The following is a 24,043-nucleotide window of genomic DNA, read 5'->3' as shown; positions in this document are numbered from 1 at the left end:
TCCTCCTCCTTTTAATATTCAATGGGTGATGTCTTCACCAGCCGCTGCAGCAGATACGCTATGACAATACACTCCACTACAATAAAGATTGCCGCCGCACTTCCGTACCCGTAGCGGTTGATGACAAAAATACTGTTGAACATCAAAGAGCTGGGCACTTCCGTAGAATTCACCGGGCCGCCGTTTGTCAGTACGTAAATCATGTCAAATGCTTTTAAAGAACCTGTGATAACGAAGATGGCACATGTTTTTAAAGTGGGAAGAATTAAAGGTATCGTAATTTTGATGGCTGCCTTTATCCCTGTCGCTCCATCTATCTGCGCAGATTCATGGATATCCTTTGGAATGGCCTTGATCGCCGTATATAACAGCAGCATATGATATCCTATATTCTGCCAGATGATAGGGATAAATACGCTGAATAAAGCGGTATTCACATCACCTATCCAGTTTTGTGTCAGATTTTCCAGTCCTATCATTTTCAGCAGTTCATTCAAAACCCCGTAATTAGGGTTATAAATTTTAAGCCAGAGCTGACCAACCACTACTGTAGACAAGGTAACCGGTATAAAAAAAATGGTACGAAAGATAATCTCACCCTTTACATGGGACGCCAAGATCAGCGCCAGGATCAAAGCCAATGGCAGCTGGATGAGCAGTGTAAAGATACCGAGAAGGAAGGAATTGATCACCGCCCTGTGAAAAATAGCATTTTGAAACATTTCTATGTAATTATCAAGACCCACAAAAATCCCTTTTCCGATACCATCCCAGTCCAACACACTGTAATAAAGAGAAAACAGTATAGATGCAATCAGCAGGCCCCCAAACAACAGAAAAGACGGAAGCGTAAATATAGCGATTGCCTTTTTATTTCCTAAAAATCTATCCAAAACAGCACCTCCCTGCTTTTAAAACGGCAGCATAATCTATGGGATAGAGATTATGCTGCCGAAATTCTATTATTTCCTGGTTGCCGTCATTGCCTCTATATATTGTTCCGCTGTCGTCTGCTTCGCATAGATCCCCTGCAAAGAATTACTGTGGATATCTGCTGTCTCCGCATCCAGCAGGGTATCCCATGCCAGGCAGAACCCGTCTGCGTTTTCCATCAGATCCGTTAAGTTTTTCTGCATATCCTGCAATTTGACGTCTCCTTCATATTTCCATGTGGGAAGGTGCGCACCGCTCTCGTAGCCATAATCAGAAAATTTCTGGCTCATAAATACGGCAAACTCTACAGCTTCTTCTTTTTGTTTGGATTCAGAGGATACCAATAATGTGGCACTGGCGCCGCCCACGTAAGTATCCTGTTTCTCGGCTCCGCCCTCAACTGTAGGCCAGTTTGTCACTGTCAGATGTCCTGCCAGTGGAGAATCTTCATCTAAATTGGCAACGCCCCAGCTTCCGTTATAGAACATAGCTGCTCTGCCTTCCAGGAATTCATTCTTCGCCTCGTCATTGGTGAGCGCCACTGCGCTGTCTGAAAAGACACCTGCATTGACCATTTTTTCTAACTCATTAGCCGAATTTTTCACAAAATCCTGGTCAAAATTGCCTTCTCCGTTGAGCAGCTTTGTATTTTCATCAACACCTCCGTAGCGAAGGGCAAGTATGCCGAATGGGAACAGCCCCGGCCACTTATCTTTTTCTCCCAAGGACACAGGTGTGATACCGTTTTCCACAAATACCTTAGATACCTCATACATCTCATCCATAGTTTCCGGTATTTTCAGGCCATACTGGTCAAATAATTCCTGATTGCACATAAGTACGCCGATAAAGCTGTCTAAGGGAAGTCCGTATAAGGAATCATCATAATAAAAATTATTACAAATATTGGGCATCATTTTATCCATATCAATAACACCGCTTTCCACATAAGGATCAAGGTTTTCCACAATCCCTGCCTTTACAAAGGACTGGGAAAATCCGCCGCCCCAGGAATAAAATACATCCGGCGCTGAACCTGCTGCCAGGGTTGTTTTCAGCTTTGTCTTATAAGCCTCATTATCCGTTTTATCCTCTTTGACGGTTACATTGGGATGTGTCTCTTTGTATTCCTCCAATGCTTTATTCCAGGCCATTACCTGACTGTCTGTCTCATTCACCATAATGTGGGATACGGTCAGTTCTATTCCTTTTTCGTCCCCGTTATCCGCCTCTTTCTTTTTGGTCTCTGACCCTCCTTCACTTCCGCAAGCCGCCAAAGACATTACCATTGCAGCCGCCATAAATGCTGCTAATCCTTTTTTGCTGTTTTTCCTCATTTTCCTTTTTTGCTGGGATTCCCCAGCAATTCCTCCTTTCTGAGTTCTAGAGCGTGTCTTAAAATTCATTCCTGCAATCTGCACGCTCTAACGTTTTCTTATAAATGTATTATAGCTATTTCTGCGCTTTCTTTTACTTTTGCTTTTTACTATTTCTATTAATATTTTTACCATTGCATTTAAATTTCTATTTTGGAGTGTGTCTTAAACTCAAAAAACTGCACCGCTTCAGAAAGCCGGTGCAGTTTCATTTATAAAGCTATGACTCTTTATATGGGGTCTAACGTTTTTTGGATCGGTATTCATAGGGTGTGCAGCCTACTGCTTTTTTAAACAGGATCCCTAAATAATTGGCATTGCCGGTCCCTACTTTTTCCGCCACTTCATAGATTTTTAAATCCGTCTCTTCCAGCAGGGATTTTGCCTTTTCGATACGCAGGGAATTTATGTATTCCACAAAAGACACTCCCATTTCTTTCTTAAATATCCGGCTTAAATAACTGCTGTTCAGATAAAATTTCTCAGCCGTTCCCGCTAATGTCAGCTCAACATCTGACAAATGCATGGTAACGTATTCTTTTACCGCATAGATCAGACTGGAGGGTCTGACAGATTTTTCATCGTGAAACATATTCATGATCTTTCTGCACATATCCAGGAAACATTCCTGCAGAAGCTTTAATGTGGGGATCTGAAAGATCCGCTGATAATACTCCTTATAATCTTCATGGAAGTCAAAGGACGCTTCTTCCTTTGTATTCATAGAGTAGATATAAAAGACAGCATTTAAAAGCTGCAGCTTCAGATAAAACAGATCCATAAAATTAATATTTTTCCAGTTTTCAAACCAGTGATCAACCAGTTCCTCCACTTTGGCCGGAGAGTCTGTTTCGATATAGGCATACAATTTTTTCAAATCTTCCATAGATATGGGATTCGCGATCCCCTCAAACCGGGAAATTATCATTTCCTCCTGATATTGATTATTTCCGAAGACAATAGCGGAATTCAAACGGTTATTTGCCGTAATATAAGACTTATAAATGTCTTTCAGCAATCCCTCTCCGTCTCCAATTCCATAATAAATGGGGAAATGAAAGGTTTTTTTCCATTTCCCTTCTAATTCAGCCATAAAGGTATCCCATGAAAAATCTTCCTCCCGGCAGAGTAATACTATATGCTCAAACTTATCCAGAACCCAGTAAATATTTTTATGTTCCAGCTCTTTTTCCAGATAACGGCTCATCCAGTCCTTGTTCCCTTTTTCAATCTCCCTGCCAAGCAATATCTGGGAAAAATCATCAAAGCTTATCACTGCAGTCTGATAGAAGCCCTCTTTGCCGGGCAGCAGAGAAGCCACAGCCTTTTCAGACAAAGAGTCCTTGTGCAGATCAGGTTCCAGTAATTTTCTCAAATAATATTCACGTACTATGGGTTCATTCTGCTTTCTGTAGTCTGACAGCTCACGAAACAGCTTATCCTGTGACTGCTGGGAAAAAATGCTTTCTTTTACCTCCAGCGCCACGGTTTCCAGCTCTTTTTCGTCAATGGGTTTGAGCAGATAATTGTCCAGTCCCACCCGTATCCCCCGCTGCGCATATTCAAAATCATCATGTCCCGTAACCGCAATGACTCTCACATTGGGACAGATCCCCTTTAACAGCCCGGCAAAAGACAAACCGTCTAAACCGGGCATGCAGATGTCTGTCAGCACCACATCCGGTTTCAGTTCCTCTGCCAGTTGAAGGGCACCCTGCGCGGTTCCAAGCTCTCCCACAATGGTGTATCCTAATTTTTCCCAATCAATACAATTACGGATATACTGTCTGATCAAATACTCATCATCTACAATCATAAGTTTCAGCTTCTGCATATAACCACCCCTTATCTCTGGAGATTTTTCATAGGAATGTAAATCTGTATCTTGGTTCCCTGGTTGATCCTGCTTGTTATCTTATAGACCATATCATTGCCATAGCAGTACACCAGTCTCCGGATGGTCCCCATCAAGCCAAAGGACTTCCCGGCTCCTGTATTTTTGCCGTTCAGGACACTGTTCAGCGTATTTTCTGTCATTCCGATCCCGTTGTCTTCCACCACCAGGCTTAAATATCCCTTTTCCTCTTTTATCCGCACTGCGATACAGCCCTCCTCCACGAAACCGTGGATCCCATGGGTGATGGCATTTTCAACTAAGGGCTGCAAGACCAGCTTTAAGATCTTATATCCGCCCACCTCCGGCGCCACATCATAATCCACCTGAAGCTTTTCACCGTAACGCATTTTCTGGATCTCAATATAGTTGGCCACCATTTGCACTTCTTTTTCTATGGTGATATATTCATCGCCCTTGCTCAGACTGATTTTATAAAACTGAGCCAGCTCACACATCATGCGATAGGCATCCTCATATCGTTTTAATAAAAACAGGGATTTAATGGAATCAAAGGTATTATAAAGGAAATGAGGATTCATCTGCGTGCTCAGAACCTCCAGCTCTGCCTTTCTTTTCTGCATCTCCACCTGTTTTGTTTTTTCCAGCAGATTCTGGATCTCACCCACCATCTCATTATAAACATTGATGAGATTCTGCACCTCATGGTGCTTTGTCTTTATCTCGATCTGTTTAAAGTGTCCGTTCTTTACCTCCTCCATAGATTCCATTAATTTTTCTATGGGGCGCGTATACCAGTGGGACACGAACAGCGCGGCAATAATGATGATGACCGCCTGGACAGCAAGGAGTATCATAGTCAGCAGCACATTTCCTTTTTCCTGCTGGTGAAAATCGTCAAAAGGAGTCACTCCCATATACGTCAGAGTCTCCGCCTGATACACAGATATCTGACAGCGGACGTTTCCTATCTGCTCCACCGCAGAGTTCCTGCCTGCTTTCACAAGCTCCTGTCCCATACGCTCTGCTTCTTTCTGCATACTGCTGTCTAATGTATCCAGCAGCACATGGCCTTTGTCAGAAAAAATATAAAATTTCATCTGTGACTCATTGTCATCCAGATTCAGCAGCAGCTTCTCCACCATCTCCTGAGAGATATGGATCACCATATATCCGATGGTCTGCATGGAATCAAGGCTCCGTATGGCCCGGGCAAAGGAAATCCCCGGTATTTTATCCGGATTACGGAAAAAATCATCACAGCGGTACATGACATGATACCGCCCGTCCTGCCCAACGTCCTGAAACCAGCTATAATCCCTTATTTTACTGTGCTGCAGGGGATTGTTCCCTGACTTGTCTGAATAACACAAAAATTTTTCCGTGTCAAAAATATAAACAGACTCTATCAGATCGATCTTGGAGATCAGTTCTATCAGGGAAGCCTCAATCTTTTCTATATTGCGGAAATCTGTTATCTCCTCCTTTTCCTTTACCAGCCCCTGCTGTAAATCGGAATCTGACAGACAGATATACGAATATGTATTGATATTTTCGATAATATTTTCCACTAAAGTATTGACACTTGTTAAGTTGGTGATGGCAGCTTCCTGGGTATTCTCATATAAAATACGCTTATTATACGTCTGGAAAATTGCAACGGTGCAAAGGAATACCAGCGTGATGATAGTGATCATCAGAATCGACATTTTAGTCGCAATTTTCTTTGAATAAATAAAATGCTGTATTTTATTCTTCCAATCTTTTATATTTGGCATAATTTTCCTTCTAACGTCATAATTTTCAAAGAATTTTGTAAATTATACAATAGTATTGTCGAAAAATCAACAACGTCTCGTATCACGTCAGTACAATTGGAATACACTTTCAGCCGTTTTCCAAAATACCTGATCCATATCCTCAGATTCCAGGATCTGCTTATATTTTTCCAGCTCTACCATTACATTGTTCACATGGTCTGAGGCGAACATCATCCTGTGCGGTCCTATCTCCCTGTAGATCTCCCTGGTGTTGGAAATCCCTGTCCAACTAGTCTCCAGATAAATATTGGGACATTCTTTCGCCACAAATATAGCCTGGTGGGTATCCCAGTCCATACCGGAATGAGCGATCACAATCTTCAGTTCCGGATATTTCCTGGCTGCCTTTAATATCTTCAAAGGCTGGGAGAACGGAACTCCCGTGCCTGTATGTACCATCATGGGCACCTGCAGTTCATTGGCAACGGAAAAGGCAAACATGCCGTCTTCCGATTCCGGGTCCACCGCATGTCCCACAGGCGTGATCTTCAGACCCACAAATCCCAGTTCCTTGACACATCTGTATGCCTCCTGTCTGTATTCCTCCTTTGTAAAATGAGGGTAGATAGAGGCCAGTCCCCAGAACTTCATTTTTTCGCAGGAGCACAGACGGGCAATACGGTCATGAATCTCCTGATTTGCCTGCAGAGAAAATCTGGGCAGAGACGGCTGGACAATAGCTCCCGTCACCGGTGTGGCTTCGTATCCGTTCAGCAGATCTTCCTCCTTAATATGATGGTCAAAAACACAGTCATCGCCCAGATGGGCATGTACATCGATTATTTTCATACAATATAAATCCTTTCTTTTCCAGCACCCAGCCCTGATCTACAGTTCACGTACGGGAATAATTCCTCCTTTGGATGCAGAGGACACATTCCGGGCGTATTGGTACAGACATCCTGTTATCTTCTTCTGCACGCACGCCTTTGTCCGGCGGCGTTCTGTGAAGTCAACGCCAGGAGCCTCTATGGTCCCCTGCAGTACATCTACCAGGATTTCATCTCCGTCCTCCAGATATGCGATAGGGCCGTCATCAGCGGCTTCCGGGCAGATATGCCCTACAAAACAGCCGTTGTTGGAACCGGAAAATCTTCCGTCTGTGATCAGGCACACTTTGTCACCCAGATCCATTCCCACCAGCAGTTTCATAGCCTTGTACATTTCCGGCATACCTGGGCCGCCCTTGGGGCCTTCATTGCGGATCACCACCACGTCTCCCGCTTTGACCTCTCCGCTCCTGATTCCCCTCAGAGCCTCTTCTTCCCCCTCGTATATTTTTCCTTTCCCGCGGAAGACCAGAGCTTTCTCCGGAATGGCGGAAGGCTTTGTGACCGCGCCTTCCGGTGCCAAATTCCCTTTCAGGATCTTGATGCCTCCCATTTTATGTACAGGGTTTTCTATGGCATGGATCACATCCCTTCTGTGATTGGCTGCGTTCTCTATCACTTCCTGAACCGTTATGCCTGTGCAGGTCTTTTCCTGTGTCCATAAAGCCTCCTGTAACTCCTTCATGAGAACAGGGATGCCTCCGGCCTCATAAAAATCCAGCAAAGTATTACTGCCGGCAGGGATCAAAGGTACCAGGTGGGGAATCCCCTCACATATTTTCCCAAATTCAAATACAGACATCTCAATCTCACCTTCATAGGCAATGGCCAGTAAATGGAGGACCGCATTGGTAGATCCTCCTATGGCCGCGTTCACTCTGATGGCGTTATAAACTGCCTGTTTTGTTATGATGTCCCTTATTTTTATGTCTCTGTGTACCATTTCCACGATCTGCTTACCGCTTTTATATCCCACAGACAGTCTCTCACTATACACTGCGGGGATGGCTGCTGTTCCCGGCAGCATGATTCCCATGGCTTCGGCCAGACATCCCATGGTGTTGGCCGTCCCCAGCATAGCGCAGGAGCCAATGGAGGGCATGGCATGGTCTTCTATCCATTTGAACTTTTCCTCACTGATCAGTCCCTTCTTCAGGGCGCCTTCAGACTCCTGGATAATGGAATGGTCAATGTATTCTCCGCCGTAAGGATTCCCCTCTTTCATACGCCCCGGCAGACTGGGACCGCCGTTTACCAGTATGGTGGGGAGATTTACCCGCATAGCTCCCATGAGCATCCCCGGAATGATCTTGTCACAGCTTCCCAGTAAAATAAGCCCGTCCAGCCTGTGGGCTTCTGCCATGGCTTCTATACTGTCCGCGATCATCTGTCTTGTGGGAAGAATATACTGCATTCCCTTATGTCCCATAGCGATTCCGTCACATGCCCCGATGACACCGAATTCTACCGGTGTTCCGCCTCCTGCCTGAATCCCTTCTCTGACACGCTCCGATAAATTTTTAAATATCACATGCCCCGGGCAGACAGTGCTGTAGGAATTCACCACGGCGATCATGGGTTTTCCCAGTTCCTCCTCCGCGTATCCGTCCGCCTTATATAAAGCCCGTACATTTGCCCACTGCGGTCCCTCTAAAATATCACTGCTTCTTGTATTCATAACCGTACTCCTGCTCTATATGTTAAGTATCTATTTTCTCAGCGTGAAACGATAGTTTCCAGATTCTAACCGGACACAGTATCCGTTATCTGTCTGTTCCACCAAACGGATCCCCTCTTTTTCCACTTCTCCGGGTAGTAAGACATCACTGCCTTCCCACAGAGTCTCTCCTGTGCCGGGAAGCAGCACGACTGCGCTGGTATTACAGGGAACGGTTAAATACAGAGAAAATTCTCTTTCTGTTTTTTCCCATTCCACAGAGATCATCCCATACATAGTTTCCTTCTTTGCGGAGGCGAACCGGAGATCACCTATGGGCTTTGGCGCGATGAGAACCTCCTTGCAGGCCGGTGAAAGCGGTACGATCCCCGTTACCTTTTCGTAAAAGCTTCCGCTGATGCTTCCGAACATAGGCTGGTTATGACAGCAGGAACACTGATAGAACCCGTATTCTTTTTCCCAATATTCCCACAGAGCCGTAGCCCCGTTTGTGAGCATATATCCATATCCGGGATAGGTGGTATTTGTAATCATCTTATATGCAGTGTCCCCATATCCGCTTTCCACGAGTGTTTCAAACAGATAGGGTGTCCCGAAGATTCCTGTATCCAGATGATCTTCGCACTCATCCGCAACGTGTCTTGCCAAATATCTGAAGACCTGCTCTTTTTCCTCATCCTCCACAGCTCCCAGTTTCCAGGCAAAGGCCTCCGTTCCCTGTGCCCCGATACTATACCGGCCGGTCTCCTCATGGAAAAATTCCCGACGGAAGGCCTGTATGGTATTTTCCTTCAGGATTCTGTAAGACTGCCTTTTCTCCTCTTTTTCCAGCACCCCGGCAATATTCTCCATCAGAGAGGCACAATAACCGTAAAAATAGGTATTGACAAACCGGGGCGGAATCAAAATCTCACCCGGTGTAGACCACTCTCCCAGACAATTCTCATCTTCCCCTTCTGCTTCTACGATACCGTTTCGGACACCTGTTGTCAGGAACTCCATCCAGTGTTTCATATTTCCGAAATGCTTCTTCAGTATCTCCGTATCCCCATAGTATTGGTAGCATAACCAGGAAATGATAATATAGGCACAGCCCCAGGCGGGACCGCCGCCTCCGTCCTGACAGGGTACTGTGTGAGGTACAAAGCCTGTCTTTTCGTCCTGGGCATCCGCAAAATCATCCATCCAGGCCGCATAAAAATTCTCCATATTAAAATTATAGATACAGGCTTTCGCCGCTGTCAGCGCATCCCCGCCGTATCCCTGTCTCTCCCTGTGGGGGGAGTCTAAAGGCATACCGCAGTGCATTCCGTTTAACAGGGACCAACGGGAGGCCTGCTGTATCTGATTCATCAGCGCATTGGAACAGGTGAATTGTCCGTCCTCTTCCACCCCTGTATGTACCACAACAGCCTCTATGTCTTTGGTTTCGGGCATTTTCCCCCAGCCCTGTATCTCTGCATACCGGAATCCATGCCAGGTAAACCGGGGCTGATACACTTCCTCCCCGTCTCCCTTTAGGATATATACGTCTTTTTGCTGTTTCCATCCGCTTCCGGTGCTGTAATAATTAATCTTCCCATCCGGCCACAGCTCCTCACCAAAGCGCATGGTTATGGTCTGACCCTCACAGCCTGTCACTTTCATCTTCAGCCATCCTGTGATGTTCTGCCCGAAATCCAGCACATACATATCGTCCTTGACCCTTGTGACGGTCTTGGGATGTATGGTACCTGTCACAGTGTCACCGGACGCCCTCTGTTGTGTCAGAGTACCTCCCGGCTCCTTTGCCGGTGCGGCATGCTTCCATTCCTCCCTGCGCACTCCCGGCCGGTTCCATCCCGGCAGTTCCTGACGCGCGTCATAGATCTCTCCGTAATAAATATTATTATATTGAATGGGGCCTTTTTTCCATGTCACGGAAGTATCGCTGCCGATGGTCTCTCTGGTTCCGTCCTCGTAATACAGCTCAATCTGAAACAACAGCTTGGGAAATCCATACCACAACAGCTTCTCATTGACCTTGTCCCTCTGGTTGTACCAGCCGTTTCCCAGGATAACTCCTATGGTATTTTCTCCATCTCTCAATTCTTCTGTGATGTCATAGGCATGGTAATATACTCTTTTGGTAAATTCTGTTCTGTTGGGCAGCAGAAACTGCTCATTGCATTTCTCTCCGTTAAAAGAGAGTTCATAGAATCCCAGCCCGCAGATGTAGACCGTGGCCTTTTCCGGTTTCTTTTTTATAAAAAAGTCTTTTCTGAAATAGGGGGCGCTCACCTGGTCCTCTGCACAGATCCATTGGGCTTTCCAGTCGCTTTTTTCTAAAAGCCCCGCTTCAAAAAAGTTTATCTCACACCACGGAGATTCTTTCCCTGTCTCGTCCCAGATCCTCACACACCAGTATATCCTCTCTCTGGAGCAAAGGGCTTCGCCTCCATAATGTATTCCCACAGAACAGGAACCTTCCACCCTGCCGCTGTCCCAGCACAAGCCGCGGCCGTTTAAAAGCTCCGCCCTGCTGTGGGATGCCCAGATCTGATAGGCTGTTTGTCTTCGTCCTCTTCCGTCCCCTGTCATCTTCCATGCCAGTCTTGGATTCCTGCTGTGGATCCCCATGGGGTTTACAGAATATTCACAGGTAAGTTTTTCCGGTGCATAACATTTTCTTTCCATCATAATCTCCTTATTTCCATCGAATCACAACACCCATGTACGGTGAACGGTTTTTCATCATCTCTTTATATATATCTGAAGCCTCTTCGTAACTTACGCGATGGCTGATAAGGCTGTCCACTTCCATCTGTCCGGTGGAGAGCATCCGGAAGAACACTTCACTATTGCGCACACAGGTCCAGGGATCATCAAAGCTTGGTGTCACTGCCTGGGAAGAAATATGGGCACCGATGATCTGAAAGCTTCCCGCATTGCAGAAATCGTGAAAATCAAATTTTGTCTCTTTTCTCGGTGAACTCAGCATGCAGAGTTTTCCCTGCTGATGCAGCATCTTAAATTCCTCCGGGATCAGATCTGCATTGCCTGTGGTCTCAAACACAATATCCGCAAGCTCTCCTTGGGTAACCTGCTTTACCGCATCCATGACGGATTCTGTCTCTGATGAAACGGGGATCACTGCCGGGCATTTCGGAAGATATTCCAGCCTTTTTTTGGAACGGTTCACCACTACAATTTCCGTACACCCTCCGGCCAGCAGATAACGGACCAGAACCTGGCCGATAACTCCTGCCCCATAGACCACTACCCGGTTTCCCAGTTCAATCTTTGTCCGTCTGATCCCATTCAGACCAACCTCAGCTATGGCAAAAAAGGCTGCCTCCTCTGAGGTGATGTCATAACGGATCACACGCAGTTCCTCTTCCTTTGCCGTCACATACTGTGCGTGTTTGCTGAAGCTGGCTACTCTTTTGCCGATCCATTCCTTTGAAACCCCTTCTCCTGTCTCCACTACCACACCTACGTTGGAATAGCCCGGAGTCATGGGATAATGGATATAGGTAGACCATTTGGAATCTTTTGGGCATTCCCCGTTTAGAAAGGTAAGCTCTGTGCCGGTGCTGACCAAGGACACCTCTGTCTCGATCAAGACCTCTCCCTTTTCCGGCTTTGGACATTCCCTGTCCTGCAGTTCTACATTTCCTGCTGATGGAAAAATAATTGTTTTGTTCATGGTAATCTCTCCTTTTCTTATGTTTCATATAGCTCTTCTGCATTTAGTATATATTTTTTTTGCTAAATCTTTTCTTAATTATTTTACCGAAATCCTATCTATTTTTACCACTGGATGCACCGTTCATCCTCTTACTATAAACAGGATATGAAGGCTGGATGCAGCACTGGACGGAAATAGTAAAAATAGACAGCATTCCAGTAAAAATATTAAATATTTTTCTTCTGTTCAAGGCTTATAATTCTAAAATGGAATATAAAAAAGACTAACTATTAAAGAAAGTCAATAAATAGTTTCAAAAACAGAGATGTTTTGAGTATAGTGGCGATGACTTATTCATCGCAATCAGTACCTTGAAAATTGCATGACAAATAGAGCATCGAGTATGATGCTCTGACAAGAAGATATGATGTTGGAAGAATTAGATTGCTTTTTGGTATTGCTGTCCAGTGCGTTCGAGATGATAAATTAGCCGAACTAGTTTCTTGGTCGCGTGAGACATTGCAACATAGTAATGCTTGCCTTCAGCTCGTTTCTTGGCAAGATAAGCCTTGTAGGTTGGATCCCATAGACAAACATATGCGGTTGCATTAAACAGAGCATATCTAAGGTATCTAGAACCACGTTTTTCCATTCTGGCATAACAGTTATCTAACTGGCCGGATTGATAGGTAGAAGGCGACATTCCTGCATAAGCAAGGATCTTATCTGGAGAGTCGAATTGGCTAAAGTCACCTATTTCAGCAATAATCATGGCACCCATTCGATAGCTGATTCCAGGAATGCTAAGGATTGGAGAATTGATTTCATCCATGATGACTTTAATCTCGTTTTCAATCTCTTCGATTTCAGAATCTAGCTCTCTAATGAGCTTAATGGTGTGCTTTAATTCAAGCGATTTAGCTGGCATATTTGAACCGATAGAGGTTCTTGCAGCCTCTCTAAAAGCGATAGAGGTTTCTTTTGTGTAGTGGCCTTTAGATGCGGTTTCAAGAAGATTTGAAAGTCTTGTGAGATGTGCATTAGCTACCTGTTTTGCACCAGGAAATTCGTAGAGTAACTCATAAACAGAATTCTGATGAAGTGTTGGAACAAGCTTTTCTAACTCAGGGAAAAGGATACATACAAGACGGGATATAGATGTTTTAAGCTTCGCGCGTTCTTTAACTTTATCAAAACGATAGCGAGTAAGTGACTTAAGCTCTTCGTTGTGATACGATGTGTCTGAGTAGGACTTTAAGTTCACGTCAGACATTAGCATAGAAGCAATTGTATGGGCATCAACTTTATCCGTTTTCGTCTGTCTAAGGCTTAGACTTTTTCTGTACAGATTAGTATGTAACGGGTTGATAACAAAGGTGGCCAGACCTTTATCAAGCAGATATCCGAGAAGATTGTAACTATAGTGTCCAGTGGCTTCTAGGCCTACTTTTACTTTAGAAGCATCTTCCATAACGGATTCTATTTTCTGATAAAGCTCGTCGAACCCATCGAGATTGTTTTTGATGGTAAAAGCCTTGAAAAGGACTTCGCCATCAGAGTTTGTGATAAAGCAATCATGCTTATCTTTTGCGACATCAATTCCTACGTAAATCATATAGGACCTCCTGATATAAAGTATTGATACTGTCTTAAGATCCACAGGGCTCCTTGCAATCGTAACCTACTTCTTGATAAACCGTCATGCGGTAACTAACTGATTAACAAATAAACAAAGAGACTGTGGTTGGAGCCTTTTTTAAACCATCAAGTGGTAGGAGGTGATAACCAATCCACAGTATCTTAAAATAGCATAGTCAAACCTGTAGAAAAGGTAAAGAAAGACTATGACTTTATATAATAGTAGGAGGTAACTAACATTGATAAACATTGGAATTATAGGATGCGGCAGAATTGCACAGGTGCGTCATATCCCGGAATATGATCAGAATCCGGATGCCTGTATTTACGGGGTATATGACATTAATGAAAAACGGGCTGAAGAGATCGCGGAAAAATACCATGCAGTCTCATATAAGTCTTATGAGGATCTGTTAAATGATGATGCCATTGACGCAGTCAGCATCTGCACTGCCAACCATTCACACTGCGAAATTTCCATAAAGGCATTAAAGTCAGGAAAACATGTCCTGTGTGAAAAACCCATGGCTGTCACCTACGAGGAATGCCAGGCCATGGTAAACGCTGCAAAAGAAACAGGAAAGTATCTGATGGTGGGCCAGCAAGAAAGACTGTTTCCCATTCACGTAAAAGCCAGAGAAGTCCTTCAGAGCGGTGCCATTGGAGACGTTTTAAGCTTCCGCACGAATTTCCGCCATTCCGGTCCCGAAAACTGGACGGTAGACCGTCAGAAAGTCTGGTTCTTTGACAAGAAATCCGCTGCTTTCGGCGCCATGGCTGACCTGGGGATACATAAGGCAGATCTGATCCATTATCTGTTAGACGATGTGATCGAAAGCGCTGTGGCCGTGACTGAGACTCTGGACAAAAAAAATCCTGACGGAACTCCCATTGATGTAGACGACAACGCCATCTGCATCTACCGCACCCGGAAAGGCGTTATAGGAACCATGGAGGTAAGCTGGACCTGCTACGGCCAGGAAGACAAGTCCACTGTAATATACGGCACCAAAGGCATCCTGAAAATCAACAGTAACCCACAGTACCCCATCATTCTGGAAAAGCAGACCGGAGAACAGGTTTACTATGATATGACAAACTATAACCCCGGCCAAAACGGTTCCGGCATCATAGATGCCTGGATGACCTGCCTGACCACCAATACCCCGCCTCTGATCTCCGGAGAATCTTCATTTGAATCCATGAAGGCAGTCTTCGCCGCATTAGAATCCGCAGAAAAAGGGTGTGTTGTAAACACAGACAACTTATCAAAACATTCTTCAGAACAAAACTAAATACTCACTGTTCATTCCACTAAAAGAAGACGCCGGATACGAATTTACCCGTATCCGGCGTCTTACTCAGCAAAACTATATAATTTTCAAAATCCCCTTCTATTTAATGGCTCCATCCACCATACCCTGTATGATCTGTTTCTGCGCAAACAGGAACAGGATAATGATGGGTATCATGGCAAGCAGCGCCGCTGACAAGATCAAATCCCACTGCTTCACATAAGAGCCTACAAAACTGCTGACCGCAACCGGCAGTGTTTTGATCCGCCCGTTCAGCCCCAGCATCAGGGAAGGCAGAAGGTAATCATTCCAGATCCAGATACCATTCAGTATCAGAACCGTCACCTGCACAGGCTTCAAAAGCGGAAAAATGATCCGGAAGAAAGTCCCCTCAGGACTGCACCCGTCAATCCACGCAGCCTCTTCCAATTCGTAAGGAATCCCCTTCACAAATCCATGCAGAATGAACACGGACATGGACCCGCCAAATCCCAGGTAAGCGAATATGATCCCCTTATAGCTCTGCAGCATCTGAATCCCGAAAAAGTTGGAGGTTTCCCGGAATGTGGAGAGCAGCGGCAGCATGACCACCTGGAAAGGAATAACCATAGCTGATACAAAAAGCATAAAAATGAAGCTTGACCATTTGGTCTTATTTCTCACCAGAACCCATGCAGCCATACTGGAAAATACAGTCAGCAGCAAAAGGGAAACTGCTGTGATCAGCAGAGAGCTGAAGAAAGAATTCCAGTAATTAAAATTCTGGTTATGTATTACATTGCTCAGATTGGTAAAGATCTGTCCCCAGTGCTCCGGCAGGGAAATGGGACTTGTAATGATATCCGCGCTGCTCTTTGCAGAGTTCACAACGACCAGCAGGAAGGGAGCCAGGATGATGACTGTAAGGATCACACCAATAATTTCTGCGATTCCGGTTCTTATTTTTTGTGCCTTCATTACATTTCAACCTCCTTCTTCTTACTGATGGATACCTGTGTCAGGGACACAATGGCCAGGATGATAAAGAATACCACTGCTTTCGTCTGTCCCAGCGCATACTGGTTCTTGCTGATAGCCGTATTATATATGTTCAGAGCCAGAAACTCTGTGGCCTGTACAGGTTTTCCCGCCAAGATACGGCTGGGCGCTCCGTTGGTGATCGCCAGGTTTAAGTCAAATTGCTTGAACGAATTTACAAGTGTCAGGAAAATACATACGGTAAAGGTATTGGCTATCATAGGCACTTTGATTTTCAGCAGAGTTGTGATCTGACTCGCGCCATCCACATTGGATGCTTCCAGGATATCCTTCGGCACACTCTGAAGTCCTGTGACATAGATCATCATAATATATCCCGCATACTGCCACGTGCTCACGATCAGGATCGCCGCAATAGCCAGATTGGGATCAGTCAGCATGGAGGTGCTGCCCTCAATTACAGTTGTCATAACCTTGTTGAAAATAAACTGCCAAACATAACCGAGAACAATACCGCCGATCAGGTTCGGTATAAAATAAGCCGCGCGGTAGAAGTTTCTGCCCTTTACTTTAGATGTACACAGAAGAGCCAGTCCGAACGCCACCAGATTGACTGCCAGCATGTTGATAACAGTGAAAATAAAGGTCACTACAAATGAATATATATAATCATTGGATTTAAACATACTGATGTAATTGCCAAGTCCCACGAACTTGTCAAATTTGATTCCGTTCCAGTCTGTCATGGAATAGAAAATACCGCAGGCAAACGGGATCAGCACTGTCACCGCAAACGCGAAGATCAGTGGAAACAAAAACAGCACATTGATTATGGAGCGGTGTTTTCTGGTCGGAAGCAGGTAGACACCGGCTAACACAAGCACAGCTCCTGCGATGAGAAGCGGGCCTCTGACCGTGGATGCACTGCCTGAAAAATCCATATAGAGAGCTGCTGCCATACCTATAATTCCCGCAGCCATGGCAAAGATTGATATTGTTTTTTTCAATTGAACATTCATGCCTTTTCCCCTTTTTTAAATTTACCGGCTGTTCTCCCGGGATGTGCCCCGGATCCTTCCGCACACATCCTTATGAAAAACCGCCGGTAAAACTGGTTAATTGCTTCCGTTAGATGCTACATAATCTTTGATCACTGATTCCATGGTGTCTACAAATCCCTGTTTATCCAGCTGTCCTTTGGCATACAGCTCAAATACAGCGCCTGTGGCATTCTGCGCGATGCCTTCCGGCTGTGTCAGCCAGTCCCAGGCATAAGTTTTGCCGTCCTTGATATAAGGAAGCATGCTCTTTGCAAGCGGTGTGCTCGGTTCCAGTGTGCAGGATTTATACGGGGAAACCATTCCACAGTCCTCAACCAGGGCTTTCTGTCCCTCTTCGGTCTCAGCCAGTGCCTTTAAGAATTCCTTGCAGGCGTCGATCTTATCACTCTCATTGTAGATGCCCCAAACAGCCGGTGCATCTACAATGATACCGTCTGTATCCGCTGTTGTGAAAGCAGCCGGTGCCAGTCCGCATGCAAACTCAGCTTCATATGTGGGCAGTGACGGGTCGATCCAGTTGCCCTGTGTGATAAATGCCGCTTTTCCCGTTGCCCACAGTGCAAGCTGGTCGTCATATGTACCGGAGATCAGCACGTTCTGATCTGAGTAGTCAAACAGAAGCTGAAGCCAGTCTGCGAACTCTCCCATTCTGTCTTTGTCAATCTCCCCTGCATTCAGCTTGTCAATAATTTCCTTATCCGTTCTGTCTTTTTCCTGGGAAATGTAAGCTGCCATCATGTGGTTACCTGTGGACCAGTACATCTGTCCTGACTCCGCTGCCACAGCACACACGGATGTAAGCCCCAGTTCATCCTTCATGGAATCTATTTTCTTAAATGCCTCTTTGTAGGCATTGATATTTGTCAGTGTTGACGGATCCACACCGGCTTTGTCCAGGATATCTTTGTTGTATGCAAGACCGATCCCTTCCAGGGCAAATGGCATACCGTATACCTTTCCGTCCTCTCCCTTAAACGCATACTCTGTATCCTCGATCCAGGACTCTCCGTCCAGCGGTTCCAGCCAGTCTTTAAAAGAAGATTTGTAGGAGTCTGCAGCAAACGCAAAGATGTCCGGCATGTTACCTGCCGCATAGTAGTTTTTGAGCTGTCCGTTCACATCTACACCGCCGCCCAGGGATTCGATCACAACTTCCTGTCCTGTCTCTTCCTGGTACTGCTTTGCAAATTCTTTCAAAGCTCCGTCGATCTCTATTTTTGTATTCATAAAACGAATGGCGTCTTTGCTCACATCCGCTGTATCTGTCGTCCCCTGTGTGCTGTCATTGGCCGTGCTGCTGTCATTTCCACTGTCTGAATTTCCTCCGCATGCTCCCAGTGTCACTGTCATTGCTCCGGCAAGTAATGCCGCTAAAATCTTCTTTTTCATTTCTTTTACCAACCTTTCTGAGGATTCTATTTTTATACCTTTTGCGCATAAGGTTTTGATGTTTTGTATCTTACCACCACTTACGCGTAAAATCAATGTTTTTTATAACACACCATGGCCATTTCTCTATTTTTCACAGAATTACTTCCCATTTTCCTATATAAACACTTAAATTTTTGTATATTTTTAACAATAGGTTTTTCGCAAAACCTCTTTTGCCTCTTTCGACATTTTTATACTTTTGCGCATAAGTCTTTATTGTATGACGTCTGCTGTGATAGTTTTTTTCCCTTGTGCATATCTGACAGAACCCAGGAATATAACAAAAATGCCGTATGACCCCGGATTTTTTCCAGGCCATACGGCATCAAAATTTATTTTTCAATTATTGATCTTTTTTACAGAATCACGAATGATCATCTGTGTGGGAAGGACAACCAGTGTCTCTGCGTCTTCCGGCTTTCCCTCCAGCATTTTTACAAGCATATCAACTGCCACCTGTCCTTTTTCCTGGATATCCTGGCGCACTGTAGTGAGTGCCGGCCTTACCAGTGAGGCGTATTCCACGTCATCAAACCCGGTTATAGAAATCTCATCCGGAATCTTCCTGCCCCTGTCCTGAAGGGTATTGAGAAGCATGGATGCATAGTAATCCGAAGCGCATATGATGGCTGTATAGGCAAAGGATCTCTCATACAGCTCCTCCAGATTGTTCTGCCCGCCTCCGTTTCCCGGACATATTTTCAGGAAATTTTCCTCGCCCCCCGAAAGTCCGGCCTCTTCCATGGCCTGACAGAATCCCAGATACCGCTGATGGTCCAGGTTTATATTATTGTCAGCAAGAAAAGCAATTTTTTTATGACCGCATCCGATCACATATTTTGTCATCTCATAAACTGCTTTTTTATCTTCCAGTCGGATGTTAATGCAGTGTTCCAGATCGTTGGTGTCATAATCGTCAATGATCACAATGGGCTTTTTGTAACGTTCCTGCAGATAGGCGATTTCCCCTTCCACAAATCCACAGGTCACCAGTCCGTCCATATTCCAGGACAGGATAAATTTCTGAACCTGCCGGACATCATTCAGTGCATAGACCATCAGATTATAGCCTCTGCTCCTCACACGGTCTTCCACTGCGCCCAGAAGCTCTCCAAAAAACTGGTCCTTGAACGGATTCTCTCTGCCATTGACCTTGACCACCATACCAATGATCTTAGACCGCTTACTGGCCAGATTACGGGCATTGATGTTGGGCATATAATCATACTCCTCCAAAACCTTTTGGATGCGCTCCACGTTGGCCGGTGATACCTCTTTTGTCTTACCGTGAATAACGTTTGACACTGTGGTGGTGCTCACGTTCAGCATATTGGCTATCTCTTTAATTGTAATCATTCCAAAGTCCCCAATCTATTTACAGTATTTCTGCAGTGATCTCTTTTCTGCGGCTTCCTGTATATGTACAGTTACCGCTTCTGTCGATAACAATTTTACCATAATTTTCGGGGTTTTCATAGTCTTTCCCTTTTCCGTCATCCTCGTACCACTCATAAGACGCACCTTCTTTTACAAAGGCAACAGCCTTTACCCGGTCCGTGTCCACTTCATCGGTGCACTCTCCGCCCTCTGAGAGCAGAAGGATCTTATCCGGGCGCAAAAATACCAGCATTTCATAAAGGCCTGCCCTGACATAGTGATGTCCTGCCGGAAGGATCTCCGTATCATAATCCGTCAGGCTGCGGAAACGGAGCAGCGCCATCTCCTCAGGAAGATATACATACCTTCCCTCCGCGTTCTGTGTATAAACAGGCGCGATCATAAGGCTGTCCCCAACCAGGAGCTGGTCCTCCACCTGTGGCGCAAAAGCGTCCTCTGTGTATACAAAGGACAGGGGCATAAAATACATATCCCCGCCAAGGGCAGATTTCATGTATTCACTGTAAATGTACGGCAGCAGCCCGTAGCGGATACCCAGAGTTCCGGCAAACTGCTCCACATGGTCAAATTGGTAAACCTCCTGCATTCTGGTCCCCAGCGCTGTGTGATTTCTCATAAGCGGTGAGAACATGGCAAGCTGGATCCAGCGCATTACCAAATCTTCTGTGGTGTCGGAACCAAATCCGCCGATATCAGCACCGGTGTAGAGGATTCCCACCATGTTCAGGGACGGCATCATCTTCAGATTGAGAAGCAGATGCTGCCACCAGGACTTGTTGTCCCCGGTCCAGATACCGCCGTAGCGGTGCATTCCCACATAGGAAGAGCGGGAAAACATAAGGATCCTCTTGTCAGGACACAGGCGCTCAAGCGCCTCCCCGGCCGCTCTGGTCATATTGTAGCCGAACAGGTTATGAACCTTGTCGTGGCGTACATTTCCCGCGTCGGTGTTGTGATAAAACTTTTTAAAGTCATCCGTATTATTTGCCAGACCGTCCACCAGGCCTGTGAATTTCTGGAACGTATCCAGATCCAGGTTCTTTCCCTTCAGCGCAGCTATGGCGTCGATGGTGTCATCCATGCGGTCCTGGGCAAAGAAAATGCTGGGTTCGTTCATGTCGTTCCAGAAACCTTCTATTCCCTTTTCCAGTAAGAACTGATATTGGTTTCCAAACCACTCTCTTGCATTTTTATTTAAAACATCAGGAAAATGCACCTGTCCCGGCCAAACACCTGCGATAAATTCCTTCCCGTCCTTATCCTTGCAGAAATAACCCTTTTCCACGCCTTCCTCATAGACAGGATAGCCTTTTTCCACCTTCACTCCTGCGTCGATGATGGGCACCAGACGGATATTCTGCGCTTTCATATCCTCTACCAGACCTTCAAAATCAGGAAAACGCTCCCGGTCAATGGTAAAATCCTTATACCGCTCCATATAATCAATATCAAGGTAAATGCTGTCAAGGGGCAGATGGTTCTTCCTGTGTCCCTCAGCCACCTCACGGATATCCGCCTCGCATTTATATCCCCAGCGGCTCTGCTGGTATCCAAATGCCCATCTGGGCGGAATATAGCTTCTGCCAATGAGACCTCTGAATTCCTTTATGATCCCCCGGATATCACTGCCCTCCAGAATATAAACATCCGCATCCGGTTCTTCCAGAGTGATCACCAGTTCATCCATATGGGTATATCCTACATCAAAGCTGATGATGCCCGGGTAATCAAAAAAGACGCCAAAGGTTGTCTCACCGGCGATCACTAAAAAGTTGTGGGATGCGTACAGGGAATGTCTGTCCTCCAGATGGTTCGGTTCATCCGCGCAGCAGCTCTTGTAAAGCCATCCCCTCTTGTTGATACCCCTCACATTTTCACCCAGTCCGTACACCAGGTCCTTTTCTCCAAGTCTGCAGGAAAATGTGAGCCTGCCCTCCTGCTCTGTCCTTTTCAGATAGGGCAGCGTCTCCGTTTCCGCTGTTATCTCCTTTACAACCGCGTCCGTGCAGAAAGGATTTCCGTATGTATATTTCCGTATCATGTCTGTTCCTCCTGGTTCTCCATATTTATTCTGACATCATAGCATATGTGTATTTTCGTCGCAATACCTTTTGCGCATAATTAATATAATGTACAATACTACATTGATTTATTATGGCATATTTTATTACATTTCTATTTCTCATTCGTCTTTATACATAAAATTCATGTAATTCCTTTAGTCAAAATGGTACATCCGTGAGATTTCAATATTCAGCAGTGAGGCTCAAAAAATTTTTCCGCCAAAACTTTTTCTCGCAGTAAAATGGGGAACGTACACTCATGTACGCTCCCCATTGTCTGCTCTGTCTCTTAACTTTAAGACTCACTGTACTCCGTCTGTATTCTCATCTACAGTACCGGAATATTCAAGTATCTCATTTTCCTGCTGCTCAGCTTCCTTCTCCCTGGCTTCTTTTTGTCTTAAATAATACTTATTAAACGGAACCTCACCGTATTTCTCCAGGGCTTTCTCTTCCCCGTATTTTTCCACATACTCCTCAATGGTCAGATCATCATCTGAGACAGTATCCGCAGAGTCAGTATTCTGTTCCTTTTGTTCCGGCATCTCCTGTTCTCCGCTGTTGGTTCCCTTGTCTTTCGGGTCAGATGTTTCCGGTGCATTGGGACTGCTCTTTGCTTCGCCGGAATCCTTTCCCGGTTCCCGGCTGGCATCACTTTTTTCAGGTGCCGTCACAGACACCGGTTCCTTCTTTTTATCTGCAGTGTCTGCTTTTTCCTCTTTCCCGGTTTCCTCCCTGGTTTGCTCCTCTTTTTCTGACTTGCCGTTCTCTTTTGAAGAACATCCCGTGAAACCGGCACTGACAAACAGAAGCACAGCCAAGACTGCAGCAAAGACAGCCCCTCTTTTTCTTATCATTATTGTACTCCTCCCTTTTTCTCTACAAATGTAGTATTTATATATATACTACATTTGCAGTAGGGAAAAGTCAATCTGTATTTTATTATTTTTCCATGGGATAGTGAAGTCCCCATTTTTCACGGACAGCATCCATCTGCTCCATGATGCGGATAGTCTCGCTGTGCGGCATATCCGGGCATTCACAGAGTCCCTCTTCAATGGCCATTTTGCAGGCTCTCACCTCATACTCATAGCCGCTTATCTGCCTGGGCTGTTCATATCGGGCAGTCACTTCACGGTTTTCATTGTAGACCGTGATGGATTCAAAATTATTGATATTTTCCACTACAAGAAAACCTTTTGTCCCGTAAATGATCCCCTGCCTGTCAGAAAGCGCACGCAGAGAACTGTTCAGCACAGACATCTTCCCATCCGGGTAACTGAGAGTTACGCTGCTCTGTGCATCCACTCCTGTGTCTGTCATAATGACTGAAGTGTCAATGGACGAAATATCATCTCCAAAGGCAATGGAGGCAAACGTCATGGTATAGACGCCAACGTCCAGCAGGGCACCGCCTGCCAGCTCAGGCTTCATCATCCTCGGAATACTCTCCAAAAGGTACCCCAGGTTAGCAGTCAGGGTATAGGGTCTTCCAATGGCGCCGGAAGAGATGATCTCCTGCAGCGTCTTTGCCATGGGCATATATCTGACCCACATGGCCTCTGCCAGAAGCAGCCCCTTTTCTTTTGCAAGCTCTGTCATTTCCCTGGCCTCCCGTGCATTTACGGCAAATGCCTTTTCGCACAGGACATTCCTGCCGTTTTCCAACAGCATTTTTACATTAGCACAGTGTTCTGAGATCGGTGTTGCCACGTAAACCAAATCCACATTTTCATCTGCCGCCATCTCTTCATATGTACCGTAGGCTTTTTCAAAGCCGTATTCTTCAGCAAAGGCCTCCGCCTTTTCCAGGCATCTGGAAGCCGCTGCGTACATCTCCACATCCTCCATACAACCAAGTGTCTTGGCCATGGTCGCTGCGATATTTCCTGTACTCAATACACCCACTCTGATCTTCTGCATACCAGTCTCCTCCTGCGGTCTTCATCTGCCGCTTCTTTATGGTTTCACTTCATCTATGGTTCCGCGCTCTCATATACCGGCAAGTCTTCACCTG

General features: G+C 45.5%; 17 protein-coding genes. 1 reads left to right on the top strand and 16 read right to left on the bottom strand.

Annotation, left to right across the window (positions count from 1 at the left end):
* Positions 1 to 11 precede the first annotated feature (11 nt).
* The 9 genes from BLCOC_RS04445 to BLCOC_RS04405 form a co-directional block, all read right to left on the bottom strand.
* Entirely contained in the window at positions 12 to 893 is an 882-nt protein-coding gene (locus tag BLCOC_RS04445; RefSeq protein WP_115624538.1) for a carbohydrate ABC transporter permease, read from the bottom strand.
* Positions 894 to 962: 69 nt separating this feature from the next.
* The gene (locus BLCOC_RS04440; protein WP_165907282.1) at positions 963 to 2,270 is read right to left on the bottom strand and encodes an ABC transporter substrate-binding protein; all 1,308 of its coding nucleotides are present in this window, start codon (positions 2,268 to 2,270) and stop codon (positions 963 to 965) included.
* 280 nt (positions 2,271 to 2,550) lie between these two features.
* Entirely contained in the window at positions 2,551 to 4,143 is a 1,593-nt protein-coding gene (locus BLCOC_RS04435) for a response regulator transcription factor (RefSeq protein WP_115624536.1), read from the bottom strand.
* An 11-nt stretch (positions 4,144 to 4,154) separates the two neighbouring features.
* Positions 4,155 to 5,942, bottom strand: coding sequence for a cache domain-containing sensor histidine kinase (locus BLCOC_RS04430; RefSeq protein WP_115624535.1), 1,788 nt, complete (start codon positions 5,940 to 5,942; stop codon positions 4,155 to 4,157).
* Between the two features lie 87 nt (positions 5,943 to 6,029).
* A complete protein-coding gene (locus tag BLCOC_RS04425) occupies positions 6,030 to 6,773 on the bottom strand; it encodes an amidohydrolase family protein (protein WP_115624534.1) in 744 nt (247 codons plus the stop codon).
* A gap of 39 nt (positions 6,774 to 6,812) precedes the next feature.
* The gene (gene ilvD / locus BLCOC_RS04420) at positions 6,813 to 8,492 is read right to left on the bottom strand and encodes a dihydroxy-acid dehydratase (RefSeq protein ID WP_115624533.1); all 1,680 of its coding nucleotides are present in this window, start codon (positions 8,490 to 8,492) and stop codon (positions 6,813 to 6,815) included.
* A gap of 30 nt (positions 8,493 to 8,522) precedes the next feature.
* The gene (locus BLCOC_RS04415; RefSeq protein ID WP_115624532.1) at positions 8,523 to 11,171 is read right to left on the bottom strand and encodes a family 78 glycoside hydrolase catalytic domain; all 2,649 of its coding nucleotides are present in this window, start codon (positions 11,169 to 11,171) and stop codon (positions 8,523 to 8,525) included.
* Between the two features lie 7 nt (positions 11,172 to 11,178).
* Positions 11,179 to 12,180: a zinc-binding dehydrogenase gene (locus BLCOC_RS04410; protein WP_018597782.1), complete on the bottom strand. Its 1,002-nt coding sequence runs from the start codon at positions 12,178 to 12,180 to the stop codon at positions 11,179 to 11,181.
* A 421-nt stretch (positions 12,181 to 12,601) separates the two neighbouring features.
* Positions 12,602 to 13,777 carry an IS110 family RNA-guided transposase gene (locus BLCOC_RS04405; protein ID WP_115622538.1) on the bottom strand — a complete coding sequence of 392 codons (1,176 nt, stop codon included), beginning with the start codon at positions 13,775 to 13,777 and terminating at the stop codon, positions 12,602 to 12,604.
* A 262-nt stretch (positions 13,778 to 14,039) separates the two neighbouring features.
* Between BLCOC_RS04405 and BLCOC_RS04400 the strand changes: the two genes are divergently transcribed.
* Positions 14,040 to 15,095 (top strand): Gfo/Idh/MocA family protein, encoded by a 1,056-nt coding sequence (locus BLCOC_RS04400; protein WP_115624531.1) that lies wholly within the window; start codon positions 14,040 to 14,042, stop codon positions 15,093 to 15,095.
* Positions 15,096 to 15,194: 99 nt separating this feature from the next.
* Here BLCOC_RS04400 and BLCOC_RS04395 read toward each other — a convergent pair whose 3' ends face one another.
* The 7 genes from BLCOC_RS04395 to BLCOC_RS04365 all read right to left on the bottom strand — a co-directional run bounded on the left by BLCOC_RS04395 (position 15,195) and on the right by BLCOC_RS04365 (position 23,949).
* Positions 15,195 to 16,052 carry a carbohydrate ABC transporter permease gene (locus BLCOC_RS04395; RefSeq protein ID WP_018597779.1) on the bottom strand — a complete coding sequence of 286 codons (858 nt, stop codon included), beginning with the start codon at positions 16,050 to 16,052 and terminating at the stop codon, positions 15,195 to 15,197.
* Positions 16,052 to 17,092, bottom strand: coding sequence for a carbohydrate ABC transporter permease (locus BLCOC_RS04390; RefSeq protein WP_018597778.1), 1,041 nt, complete (start codon positions 17,090 to 17,092; stop codon positions 16,052 to 16,054). Before BLCOC_RS04390 ends, BLCOC_RS04395 begins: the two co-directional genes overlap by 1 nt.
* Positions 17,093 to 17,188: 96 nt before the next feature.
* A complete protein-coding gene (locus BLCOC_RS04385; protein ID WP_115624530.1) occupies positions 17,189 to 18,523 on the bottom strand; it encodes an ABC transporter substrate-binding protein in 1,335 nt (444 codons plus the stop codon).
* A 381-nt stretch (positions 18,524 to 18,904) separates the two neighbouring features.
* Positions 18,905 to 19,921: a LacI family DNA-binding transcriptional regulator gene (locus BLCOC_RS04380; RefSeq protein WP_115624529.1), complete on the bottom strand. Its 1,017-nt coding sequence runs from the start codon at positions 19,919 to 19,921 to the stop codon at positions 18,905 to 18,907.
* Between the two features lie 19 nt (positions 19,922 to 19,940).
* Complete coding sequence (locus tag BLCOC_RS04375; protein WP_115624528.1) at positions 19,941 to 22,004, bottom strand: glycoside hydrolase family 31 protein; 2,064 nt, start codon at positions 22,002 to 22,004, stop codon at positions 19,941 to 19,943.
* A gap of 324 nt (positions 22,005 to 22,328) precedes the next feature.
* Complete coding sequence (locus BLCOC_RS04370; protein ID WP_115624527.1) at positions 22,329 to 22,883, bottom strand: hypothetical protein; 555 nt, start codon at positions 22,881 to 22,883, stop codon at positions 22,329 to 22,331.
* Positions 22,884 to 22,968: 85 nt separating this feature from the next.
* Positions 22,969 to 23,949, bottom strand: coding sequence for a Gfo/Idh/MocA family protein (locus tag BLCOC_RS04365; protein ID WP_174717642.1), 981 nt, complete (start codon positions 23,947 to 23,949; stop codon positions 22,969 to 22,971).
* Positions 23,950 to 24,043: the final 94 nt, after the last annotated feature.

It is taken from the genome of Blautia coccoides (assembly GCF_034355335.1).
GTDB lineage: Bacteria > Bacillota > Clostridia > Lachnospirales > Lachnospiraceae > Blautia > Blautia producta.
Note: the sequence above shows the minus strand (reverse complement) of the source record. Positions and strands in the feature narration are given on the sequence as shown.